This window comes from Nitrospirota bacterium, assembly GCA_016212215.1.
Lineage (GTDB): Bacteria > Nitrospirota > 9FT-COMBO-42-15 > HDB-SIOI813 > HDB-SIOI813 > JACRGV01.
Genome location: JACRGV010000026.1, coordinates 14,183 through 27,574, shown reverse-complemented (window position 1 = coordinate 27,574; position 13,392 = coordinate 14,183). Strand labels below are relative to the sequence as shown.

The following is a 13,392-nucleotide window of genomic DNA, read 5'->3' as shown; positions in this document are numbered from 1 at the left end:
TTGGCTAATCACATGAGCAGTGAGTCCATACTATATTTGTGTGAAGAACTTAATTCAACAGAAACAGTATTTCCGGGCACAAATCTGCGACTGGTTTACGAACTGGTATCTTAACAAATTCCACGAGGTCAGGAGGTCTGTGGTTACATAACAGCATCGTCTTCAATAACGGTTACAGGTATTATTAATGACATAGTGAGGGGTACTGTCAATGAGAGTCAGGGTAGTGTGCTGGTTAATGGTGTAGAAGCGGTAATATCAAACCGTAATTTTACGGCTGAACCCATACCATTGGTTCCAGGTCCGAATACGATTACTGCTTCCGGCAGTGACCAGTGGGGCAATACTGCTAGTGCAGTTATAACGGTCAATCTTAATACAACCCCGAGACAGACGCTGACTATTGAGTCCGGTAATAATCAGAGCAGTCTTATAGGTACAATGTTACCTGCTCCACTTTTAGTTTCTCTCAGGGATGAGAATGATGCCCCTGTAAGTGGTGAGCCTGTTATCTTCCGTGTAGCGGAAAATAACGGTGTTCTCTTAACATCAGGTTCCGGTTTAGGGGTAAGGGCCGTTGCAGTTACTACAGATGCAGAAGGATATGCACAGGCAGATTTCAGGGTCGGGACATGGGCCGGTTCAGGTAATAACCGGGTTGATGTGACTGCCACAGGGGTAGATGGAAATGTGATATTTATTGCATCAGGAACGCAGAAGCCTCCTGCAGCAATTTATGTGGCACAGGGTAATCAGCAAAGGGGCGGGGTTAATCAGCCGCTTCCTGAGCCGCTGGTGGTATTTGTTACTGATGAGGGACATAATCCATTAGACAACATTCCTGTAATATTTAAGGCAGTGGAAGGCGGCGGGCTTTTCCTCAATGGGCTTGATAATATAACGGTGAATACTGACAGTGACGGCAGGGCAGCAGTATCTTATATCCTTGGGCCTAATGCGGGTAATGACGGTAATGTATTAGAGGCGACGTTCGAAGGAAACACCATGCCTCCTGCCGGATTTACCGCAACCGGCCTGATACCGGGAGACCCTGGTGATACAAGGATTAGCGGTGTTGTACTTGATAACTCGAATAATCCTATAACAAATGTGACAATAAGGATAGAGGGTACTACAAGAGAGGCTGTGTCAGACAGTAATGGTCAGTTTACGGTAAACAATGTCCCTGTCGGTCCTGTGCATCTTATTGCAGATGGCACTACTGCCGGGACACCTGGTGTTCTTGAATATCCTACATTGATGTATGAGATTACCACAGTGGCGGGTGCAAATAACAGTGTTGGTGTGCCGGTTTATCTGGTACCGCTTGACCTTGTTAACTCAAAGGTGGTGGGCGGCAGTGCGGATGTGATTTACACGATACCTGAGGTTCCAGGTTTTGAACTTACAGTAAAGGCAAATTCAGTTACATTTCCGAACGGGGACAGGCAGGGGAGTATCTCTGTGACACAGGTTCATGCGGATAAGGTTCCAATGGTGCCGCAGATAGGCCAGCAGCCGCGTTTTATAGTGACCATACAGCCGCCGGGCACTGTGTTTGATCCTCCGGCACCTCTTAAGATTCCGAATGTAGACGGCCTGGCGCCTGGTGAGAAGACAAACATGTATTCGTTTGACCATGACCTTGGGATTTTTGTGAGTATAGGTACAGGTACGGTTAGTGAGGACGGGACTTTGATAGTGTCTGACCCAGGTGTTGGAGTGGTAAAGGCTGGGTGGCACTGCGGAGGTAATCCTGCACCAACAGGTAGTGCCAATAACTGCCCTGAGTGCCAGAGATGCGATAACAACAGGTGTGTGACGGATGCAGCAAAGAATAATACCTGCTGTGGAGGCGGTACTAAAATATGTCAGAACGGTTCATGTAATCCTGTATTGCTGAACAGTGCTACAGCAAAGGCAAATGGTCAGGATGAAGTTACAATAGCAAAAAATGAGACTGTTAATTTTACCGGCATTGTTTCAGGAAGTAATTGTGAATATGAGTATAACTGGGATTTCGGAGACGGCGGGACAAGTACGGCACAAAGCCCTTCTCATCTCTTTGACACGATTGGTGAATACACAGTTACTTTCAGAGTACGATGCAGAAGATGCGGTCCTCCTGAAAAGATGGATACTGTAAAAGTTCTTGTAGGTATAGATATTGCGATTACATCAACTGTTCCTGCTGATGAATTAATTTTGAATGAGAATGCTGTTATTAATTATGAGATAAAACCGCCGGGACAAAGCTTTGATACAGTTGTAATGGAGATCAGGAACAGCTCAGGGACACTGGTTGTTAAGAAGGAGGGACTGCCCGCTTCAGCAGGTACACACAGTACCTCATGGGAAAATGCCAAATGGAATCAGGCGCCTTTTGCAGGAAAATATGCAAATCCTAAGAACGGCCCTTATCAGATAAAATTGACCGGTACAAAAAACGGGGACACTGACTATGATTCAAGTTTCCTGAATACTAAGCTTATCATTGAGGCAGACATTAAGGATGAGAAGGCGGCAGGGTCAGCGGCTGCACGCTCAGCAGGATTAGGTGACTTAATAGATGCACTCAAGATAGTAATGAAGCTCGGCGGAAATGAGACTGTGGTTTCAGGGGCAGGAAGTATTACTATTACCGGTGCAACCCCTGACCAAAAGCATATAAAGGTTGATGCCCCCGCACTCAACAATCTTGACAGCGGGATATATGATGTACTCTTCAGGGATCTGAGAGACGAGGTCGGCAACTTTGCTGATGAGGATGGGAGTGCAGGCAATGGAATTCAACCGTTGAAATTCCCTCTGGAGATGAGATAGGTGATTAGGAGATTTTTGTATGAACCGTCATGAACCATGGTTCACAAAGGGCCATGAAAATCAGCGGGACAGGAATGTCCCGCCTATCCTCATAGAAATGGATAGGCGGGGTTTTCCAACCCCGCCGGAGGTGATTTTCGGATGAACAGAAATAGATTGATCCCTTTGCTATTATGTATTGGGATGCTTTTGGGGTTAACGGGAGTGTCTTTCGGACAAAGGAATACGGCGGCGGACCACGAAACTACCCCGGAGCAACAGGTCATATACACTGACATGCTGAACGCCTATAAGGAGAACCGTCATTCAGATGCACGCAGATTAGCAAAAAATCACTTATTGAAATTCAGTGATTTGCTGGATACTGCAAAGAATGACCTTGACAGAGAGTCTGCAGTACGCCTGACAATCGGGATGATTAATTCAATGCTTAATGCTGAGAATAGGATGTCCGCTGGTGCACGTCTTGGAGGTGATGCCGGTCTTCTCCGGCTTCTAAACAGGACACTGGTTAAGGCCAGAAACGCATCTGCAAATATCAATTCGGCAAGTGAACCTGTGAAGGCATATATACAGAGCGAGGTCGGTACGGGTGCTCAAAAACTGATTCAGACCGGTAAAGCAATAGTTGCACGAGAAGAGCTGAACAATATCTACAACGATTTTCAACCTGAATTAAACAAAAAAGGATTACGAAGCCTTGATGCAGTTACAAATGAAATGATGCCTGCTGCCCCTGCTGAAGAGAGATTTCTTGCCGTAAGCCAGACAGAGGCTGCCCAGATAATTACAGCAGTTAAGAACTACTTCAATGGTCTTGTAAACAATGACTCTGCACGTATGCGATCAGCAACAGGGGCAGATGCTCAGGGAGAGACGGTGTTGCGGGACAAGTACGCGCGGGATTTAAGGGAAGAAGGTATAGCGAGGGTGAGCAGTATTACTCTGCCTGCTCTTTCTAAGACTGATATGAAATTACAGAAAATGAATAATGGTGTTCATAGCCTTATAATTAAAGGGATTAAGCTTAATGTAGTAAAGGCTGATGGTACTACTGATTCAATGGTAATTGATAAACGATTGAGGTTTAGAAAAAACAGTGCCGGAAAGTGGATAATTGTTGTTCCTAACTAAGGTGAGCAATAAGGATATTAATATGAAAAAAGTTATACATATTCTCATAATTGTGTTAACAATAATCTCTTTTGGCGTGGCTGCTCATGCTGCAACCTATACTGTTACCGGAACTATAAAGACCCCGCAACTCGGGCTTAATGCCACAGCAGATAATATTCCTGTGAAATATATTAAAGTTATTGTTATGGATGAAGACACCTTGTTTGATGATACCGAGGGGAGCGGTCACACAGCGGCAGATGGTACATTCTCTATTACATTTACGGATAATGTTGAAGCCCCTGATGTATATATAAATGTAGAATATACCGGCACTGCAGTTGATGGACACTTTATAGAGGTCAGGACTGACCATACTGACGCTAATCCGATCAAGGATGAAAATATTGAAGGTATAGTTCATAACGATATTGCGGCAGGTACCTTAGACCTTGGAGTTCTGAGGGTAGTCGGCTATCGTGCCAATATAATATCCAATGTTGGAGATGCAGTCAGATTCCTAAAGGCCCAGTATCCTGCATGGGTTATGCCGGAGGATCTAAAGGCAGAGGGCAGGACTACTAATGGCGCAAGTTTTGTAAATGGAGATGGCGCTTTTATGAGTGTAGCTTTTGAAGACTATGACCATCCTGGTACAGGTAATGCTGCATTTTCTGATATGCATCATGAGACATTCCACTGGGTTGCATACCGTGCGTATGGAAACCGCTGGCCGGATTTTAATTGCAATGTAAGTCCTCATGGCTCTGATGTAGAGTCGTGTGAGGGATTCGCCATGCAGGAGGGGTCTGCACAGTATTTCGGGAGTGCCTCGGCTCCTCCGGACAATAAGACAGGTGCCCCATCTGCTACAGACTGGCGGGGAGAGGATGGTACCGGCGTATATAATTCCGGCGAGATTGTTGAGGGTGCATTAGAAAGGGTTTGGCGTTTAAATAATGATATACCTGGTAACCTTCAGGTTCTCTTAACAGACTCACCTGACAGTATAAAAGAATTCAAGGATGGCTATTCAAGCGACAAAGGTTCAACATCAGCGGCAATAAGGACATTTCTTGATAATTGTTCTGCTAATGGGATTGTCTATACACGCGGGAAGGTAGATACCTTCCTGCCTGGTGATCCGCCTGATGCGGCACCGCCGGCAGAAGGGAACTTTAAGATAATAGACCATATTGCCTTTACAAGGGGGAAGGTGAAACCAACCATTGTTCAGCTTACTGCAGGAGAATTATTATTAGGTCCTGGGTCCGGAATAGTTGATGCTGATAAAAAAGATTTTGCGTACAAGGTTGCAGTTGCTGGAGTTGCAGAGGCAAATACATCCGGTTTTAATTATGTCGGGTTTGTAGGGTTTACCAGCGATATTACATGGGATACGACAACTATATCAGATAATGACTATGACGTGCTGGCTCAGACCAGGAGTACTCATGAATGGTGGGATGATTTTAATCCTGATTTTACAGGTGATTCCAATGCATCAACAAACTCTAATGAAAAGTGGCTGAAGAGATTAAGAACATGGTATAGCCAGAACCCTCTTCTTGCTGGTGATGATGATAGGGGAAAGGTTATTGTAGATAATACACCGCCGACTGTGAGCAATTTTAAGCCGTGAGTGGAGGAAAGAGGATAGAAGACAGAAGTTAGAGGCAAGAGGCAAGAAGAAACATAAGGCCCCCTCACCCGGTGCCCCCCTCCTGCCTCCCCCCGCGAAGGAGGGGGGAGGAATTTGGTAGGAATTTAATTGCAGCTCTCCCGCCAGGGGAGAGGGAGGCTGATATTGTTCCACCTCCCCCTTGATGGGGGAGGGTTAGGGTGGGGGTGAGCTATGGAGATTTTCGGATGAACCGTCATGAGCCGGTGGCTCACAAATGGCAATGAAAACCCCACCCTCACCCTAACCCTCTCCCTGAGGGAGAGGGGGCTATGTTGATTCCCTCCCCTTCAAGGGGAGGGGTGGGGATGGGGTTGATTTTCGGATGAACCGTCATGAAACGGAGGTTTCACAAAGGAGGATGAAAACCACCCCCCCAAGCCCCCCCTTGTTAAGGGGGGGAAAGTTCCTTTGGTGCTCAATGGCCAACGGCAATCCCCCCCTTTGTGCAAGGGGGGGCATGGGGGGGTTATTTTCGGATGAACTCCCATGAACCGAGGGTTCACAAAGGGCCATGAAAATCAGCGGGACAAGAAAGTCCCGCCTATCCTCGTAGATAGGGATAGGCGGGGTTTTCTTACCCCGCCGGAAGGTTTTTCGGATGAACCGTCATGAGCCTTCGGCTCACAAAGGTTGATGAAAATGAGGCCCCCTCACCCAGACCCTCTCCCGCCAGGGGAGAGGGGACATGGTTTTATTCCCCCTCCCTTGACGGGGGGAGGGGGAGGGTGAACTATGGAGATTTTCGGATGAACTTTCATGAGCGGGGCGCTCACAAAGGGGAATGAAAATCAGCGGGACAAGAAAGTCCCGCCTATCCTCATAGATATGGATAGGCGGGGTTTTCTAACCCCGCCGGAGGAGATTTTCGGATGAATCGCAACAAATTACAATTTCATAGATATATATTATTCAGCATACTCCTGCCCATGCTTGTCCTTGCAGGCTACGCAGTTTCTCATGCAGCCTTAAATGAGAACTGCACAGTCAGTGTGCTGAACCGTACTGCACAGGTTAAGCCTGACGGGAGCTGGGTTATCCCGAATGTCCCATCCAACATGGGTAAGGTCAGGGTGAGGGCTACATGTGTTGAGAATGGGGTAACAAGGTCAGGGCAGTCAGACTGGGTGATTATACCCCCGAACGGTTCAATTACGGTTGGAGATATCCCGCTTGATGTATTTGACCCTGTCCCCTCTGCTGTTTCTATAGCATCACCTTCAACCCCTGATAAGATACTCAATCCTATCGGTACAACTGCGCAGTTGGTTGTGACTGCAACTTATCCCGATGGCTCCACAAAGAATATTACACTTGGTTCCAAAGGCACTGTTTATGGTACAACCAATGTGAACATAGCAACTGTTTCAGATAACGGGCTTGTGACTGCAACAGGTACCGGTAAGGTGATAATCTCTGCATCAAATGAGATGGTTCTTTCCTCTATGATGTTTACGGTTATTAACACAACCGGTAACAATGACGTTGACAATGATGGTATCCCTGATGACTGGGAGCTTGCGAACGGCCTTAATCCCAATGACCCGATTGATGCCATGGAAGACGCAGACCACGACGGGCTGACTAATAAGCAGGAATATGATAATGGTACTATGCTCCGAGTTGCTGATTCTGATGGAGACGGGATAAATGACGGTGAGGAGTTAAAGCCGGGTACGGATGGATATATAACAAATCCACTTCTTGCAGATAGTGATGGTGATGGTATCAGGGATGGTCTTGAGGTTCGTACCGGCAGTGACCCTAATGATTCCGGTAATTATAATCTTGCACAGGCGCTTTCAAGGCTTGAGGTAACGCCGTCTAACTTTGTACTTATCTTTAACACGATAATGAGTGAGGCATCAAGGCAGTTGACAGTGACGGGCATACTCACTGATGGAACCCGTCTTGACCTTACGTCAAATTCAAGAGGGACAAATTATAATTCCAGTGACCTTGCTGTTGCCAATTTTGGTGCAACAGACGGGCTTGTGTTTGCAGGGCAGAATGGTGTGGCACTTATAACGGTATCGAACAGCAGGTTGGACAGCAGGTTTAATGTAGTCTCCCGTGCAACGGTCAGGACTTTTTCGCCGACGGCCTTATCTTACTTAAATATTCCTGCTCCAGGTTTTGCCAATAATGTTGATGTCTCAGGGGATCATGCTTATGTAGCAGGAGGTTCAGGCGGGCTTTATGTAGCAGACATATCTAACCCTTCTTCTCCGGTGCTTAGAGGCTCTGTTGATACGCCAGGTAATGCAAATGATGTAAGGGTTGTCGGTAATCTGGTGTATGTTGCAGATGGTGCGAGCGGTCTACAGATCGTGGATGCCACAAATCCTGCAGTACCGGTTATCATAGGTTCTGCTAATACACCAGGAGATGCATGGGATGTTGTAGTAAATGGTAATTATGCATACATTGCAGATGGTTCGAGCGGTCTTCAGATTATTAATATAAGTAATCCTGCATTACCGACTATTGTCGGGTCCCTTGATACGCCGGGTACTGCCAAGGGTGTAGATGTTTCCGGTAATATTGCAGTGGTTGCGGATAGCACCAGTGGTATCCGTGTTATAGATGTATCGGATCCTGCACATCCGGTGAGTGTCGGTTCAGTGAGTAACGGCAGTGATGCAGTAGACCTTGCAATAAGCGGCAGTACTGCCTATGAAGTGCAGTATACAAACGGGCTGAGGTCAGTTGATATAAACAACCCATCTGCACCGGCTGAGATCGGCAATGAGACAGTAGGTGGTTATTTATTCGATATAGCAACGTGGGGTAATTTTGCCTTCAGTGCAGATGTATTGAGGGTAAATGCAGTACCCATACATGATATAACTACTCCGAGTACCCCTCTCTTCAGGGCAGTGCTTGATTTTTCCGGTTACAGGGATGATAATGGAACAGGCATAGCGGTTACACCTAACTATCTTTATCTGACAGCAGGACGGGATATATTGGAGAATGGTACCACCGGATGGTGGGATGGCTATACAAGGCTGTATATAGGTCAGTATGCAGAGATTGTTGACAGCGGTTCTACACCGCCGACAGTCAGCATTACATCACCTGCAAACAACGCTGAGGTTATAGAGGGTTCAACACTTCCTGTAACAGTATTAGCTACGGATGATGTTATGGTTGCATCTGTGAACATACTTGTTGATGGAAATATAGTATCAACAGACAATGCATCGCCGTTTCAGTTTAATTATCAGGTACCGGTTGGAATAACAAGTCTTGCGATAGGGGCAACAGGGATAGACCTTGCCAATAATACAGGTACAGCACCGAATGTGTTTATATCTGTTTTGCCGGACCCTCCGCCGACAGTTAGTATTTCTTCACCTGCTAATGGAGACCATATATTTGAAGGAAGTGTGTTGGCAATATCGGCAGATGCTACAGATAATACGGGTGTTACCAAAGTAGACTTTTTAGTAGACGGACTGGTAGTTGGTACTGATACAACTTCCCCGTATCAGGTTTTATATACTGTTCCTGTCGGCAGCACAGGTCTTATATTAAGTGCAAGGGGTACTGATACTTTGGGTAAGGTTGGTGCCTCCGCAGAGGTATCTGTAATAGTAGACCTGAACCCTGCCCCAACGGCAGGTATTACGAGTCCTCTTAGCGGTGATACCGTTATAGAAGGGAGTACAGTATCTATAACTGTTGATGCAACAGACAACGACACTGTTGCATCCGTAGATGTACTTGTTGATGGGATAGTGGTTGGTACAGCTATGTCATCTCCATTCCATGTAAGCTTCCGGATACCTACGGGTGTTACGAGTCTGACAATAGGTGCAACAGCAACAGATAATCTTGGTAAGACCGGTAATGCAAGTGATATAACTGTTAATGTTATCCCTGACCCTGGGACAACGGTAATTGGCCGGGTGGTTGATAATCTTGGAGTACCTATTTCCGGCGCCAATGTCAGTACACTTGGAGGATTGACAGCGGTCACTGATATTAATGGGACATTCAGCATCAGCGGCGTGCCTACTGTTCAGGGCAATATAATCGTATCTGCATCGGCAACAATTAATGGTGCTAATTTAATCGGCAGTTCTGCATCTGTTCAGTCTGTTCCAAGCGGAACTACAGATGTCGGTGACGTAGTAATTGTTGAGGCATACTTTGAGACTCAGCTTGGCTCGAATTTAATTCAGTCTGATGATACCTACCTCTATGTTGCGTTCCCTACCGGGTTTACCTTCCCATTCTATGGCCAGAATTACACAGATGTTTATGTGTCATCAAACGGCAGGTTGACATTTAACTATGGCAGTTCTACCTATAGTGAGAACCTTCAGAGTTTCTATAATCAGCCTAACATAGCATCCTTCTTCGATGACCTTGATTCAAGAGGCGGTGTGGGCGGTGATGGTTATAATACAGGCGTTTATGTGAATGATGCATTACCGGGCAAAATGGTGTTTACATGGTGGAAGAATCCACACTACTATTACTCTAACTACTTTAACAGCCCGAATACCATTCAGGTTATCCTATATCAGGACGGCAGGATAACGATAGGATATAAGGAGATAATGTCTTCCTTTGGGACTATGGTCGGTATCTCCCCTGGAAATGATGTTAATTCAATAAGTACTGACTTTACGCTTGATTATCCATTTAATGCACAGGGGGCAGTATATGAGTTATTTGGAACTATGGACCTTGCGGACAAGTTTATTATGTTCACTCCTAATGCTCTGATTGGCGGATATGATGTGAATGTAGTCGGGGCAACAAGAACAACAGTTACAGGGCTTGTTGTGGATGATATTGGAAATCCGGTTTCCGGTGCAAATGTAACTATCGGCATCAAGACGACAACTACAGGTACTGATGGAAGATTTTCAATGAACTTAGAACCTGCCGGAGATATTACTGTAAATGTATTTGCTTTTATAGGAGGTCTGTATTACTCCGGTTCTTCTGCGGCTATTACTCCTGTTAATAATGGTACAACTGATGCCGGCACAATTGTTATTTCTCCTCCTGTCCTGAATCAGGTAATCAATGAAACTTTTGGTACAGGATTTAATTCAGGGCAATGGTTCTTTGGTGGAAGTGCTGCTCAAGACAGCACTAATGAAAACCTTTTAATCGCACCTGTAACAGGCGGGTACGGCAGGGCATTTTATCTCACACCATTTATGGCTGATTCTTTCCACGCTGAATTTGATTACAACATATATGGAGGTGATGGTGCTGACGGTTTGACCTTCGCATGGGTTAATGATTACAACTATCAGGAGACAGGCGGCGGTTCTCTTAATTTTGACGGGGCAAACGGCTTTGCAGTTGAGTTTGATACATGGCCTGGGAATAGTGGAGATACAGGTTCACGGCATATAGGGGTATTGCAAAATTATACATCAAACCATCTGGCTACTTTCGATACTGAGACACGCGGTACCCATCATGTAAGTATAAATTTTTCGCATGGCCATATACAGGTGTTGTTTGATGGGGCAGAGGTGATTAATCATATAATATCCAACTATATACCGTTTAATGCATATTTTGGTTTTACTGCGGCAACAGGCGGCAGTACTGACAATCATGTTATTGATAACTTCATCCTGAATACCGGCGGCATGGTGAACTGACCTGCCACCCGAAAATCCTACCGGCGGGGTTAGAAAACCCCGCCTATCCAGTTTTATATTAATGATAGGCGGGACATTCTTATCCCGCTCATGGAGCTTACATTTGCAAAAGGCATCCCAATTGCATTAAAATAATACTCACCCATGAAAGATAAAATTCCTATTGATGTGAGGATATATCCTCTCTTCTTTGTCCTTTTTGTCTTTGAAACTGTAAGCGGTATATATCTATACTTGAATGATTCTTTAACCCTTTACAAACAGTTCACGATCCTTGCACATATCATCCTTGGTTTGATAGTCGTTATCCCTTCGCTTGCCCATCAGACACTTCATATAATCCGCTCCGTCAGCTCTCCTAAGAATTTTATGAAGAATCTCGGATACTTTGGATTTGTGTCAGTCATTGTCTCATTAGTAACAGGTGTGATATGGGGCTATCAGGGCACAAGGGCTGATAATTACATTATTACTAAAGTCCATCTAATATCAAGTTTTGTTGCCTTTGGTATTGTCCTTATACACATCGGGATTTTTATAGCAGTACGCAGAAAGTGGCGGATGCTCAATATACTTATGCCGAAAAGCAATCTCGCATTTGGAATAGTAATGGTTGCTGTAATAATGGCACTTTCCTTTTCCTACAAACCGGTTGTATATAACAACAGTACGCCAAAGGGATATAAATTGAAATGGAACGACAACCCCTTTTATCCGAGTGAGAGCATGACATCAACAGGCGGTTTTATTGATGCAAGGATAATGGGAAATTCAAAGTCATGCGGGGTTGCAGGATGTCATACAGATATTTACAAACAGTGGTATTCCTCTGCACACAGATGGGCATCTACTGATGTGTTTTACAGGGCAACGGAGAAGTTTATGGTTCAAACCGAGGGTATGATTGCAACTCGGTATTGCGGCGGATGTCATGACCCTATTGCACTGTTTGCAGGTGACCAGAATCCGGATAAGGGGCTTGATACACCATACAGTGAGGAGGGTATTTCATGCGTTGCCTGTCACTCGATTACACAGATCAGGCATCTCAGGGGTTCAGGTAGTTTTTTATTTACCCCTCCGGAACGTTATATATTTGAGGGTAAGGAAGGATATGTCCCGGAGCTTCTGACGAATCTTGTTATAAGCAGTGACCCAACCGTTCACAAGGAAACATATTCAAAAGATTTTTATAAGAAACCGGAGTTTTGTGCGCCGTGTCATAAGCAGTTTATAAATAAAGACACAAATCACTGGGGCTGGTTAAGGTTACAGGACCAGTATGGGAGCTGGCTTGGGAGCAGGTTCTCAGGCAGGAACTCAAAAGGTTTTTACAGTGAGAAGAATTTGAAGACCTGTAATGATTGTCACATGCCGCTTGTGAAATCTGATGACCCATCTGCAGGACCGGATGGCATGGTGAGGTCGCACAGATATATTGCTGCAAATACCGCTATTCCATTTTTAACCGGTGACAAGGAACAGCTTGACCTGACTGAAGAGTGGATGAAACGGAGGGAGGTCTTTCTTGATATTTATGAACCGAGAATTAAGGACGGCCCAAGGGAGACAAAATTTATATCACAGGATATTTATCACTCTGCTGAGATAGCGCCCTGGGTATATATGGGTGACAAGTTTGAACTCCAGATAGGGGTTACAAATTTTGGAGTCGGCCATTTCTTCCCTGACGGTCCTATAGATATTCATGAGGTCTGGATTGAGGTAAAGATGGTGGACAGCGAGGGAACGGTTGTATTCCAGAGCGGTACTATTGACGAGAACGGTGATGTAGATGAACAGGCACACTTCTACAGGGCACTTGAGGTTGACAGGTTCGGGAAGATTGTGAACAAACATAACTTGTGGGACATGATAGGCCATGTCTATGTAAAAGTAATACCGCCGGGGGAGACTGATATAGCAACTTATGACATAGAAGTGCCTTACTGGGTAAAAGGAAACCTGACGGTTATGGCAAGGCTCAGATACAGGAAGTTCAATCAGTGGTATACAAACTGGGCGCTGGAAAGAACCGATGTCAGACTTCCCATAATTGATATGGCCAGAGACAGCATTACAATACCGGTTAAGAATAAGAGGAAACAGGAGAAGATAGTGGATAGTGAATAG

The 13,392-nt window shown here is 45.3% G+C and carries 5 protein-coding genes; all 5 read left to right on the top strand.

Translation table 11 applies throughout. From position 1 onward, the window contains the following. Positions 1–195 precede the first annotated feature (195 nt). Positions 196–2,823, top strand: a complete 2,628-nt coding sequence (locus HZA08_02730; protein ID MBI5192340.1) for a carboxypeptidase regulatory-like domain-containing protein — start codon at positions 196–198, stop codon at positions 2,821–2,823. Positions 2,824–2,964: 141 nt separating this feature from the next. Further along, positions 2,965–3,957 (top strand): hypothetical protein, encoded by a 993-nt coding sequence (locus HZA08_02725; GenBank protein ID MBI5192339.1) that lies wholly within the window; start codon positions 2,965–2,967, stop codon positions 3,955–3,957. A 22-nt stretch (positions 3,958–3,979) separates the two neighbouring features. After that, positions 3,980–5,581, top strand: coding sequence for a hypothetical protein (locus HZA08_02720; protein MBI5192338.1), 1,602 nt, complete (start codon positions 3,980–3,982; stop codon positions 5,579–5,581). Between the two features lie 911 nt (positions 5,582–6,492). After that, on the top strand, positions 6,493–11,259 hold the full coding sequence (locus HZA08_02715; GenBank protein ID MBI5192337.1) for a hypothetical protein: 4,767 nt from the start codon (positions 6,493–6,495) through the stop codon (positions 11,257–11,259). Positions 11,260–11,403: 144 nt separating this feature from the next. After that, positions 11,404–13,392: a hypothetical protein gene (locus HZA08_02710; GenBank protein ID MBI5192336.1), complete on the top strand. Its 1,989-nt coding sequence runs from the start codon at positions 11,404–11,406 to the stop codon at positions 13,390–13,392.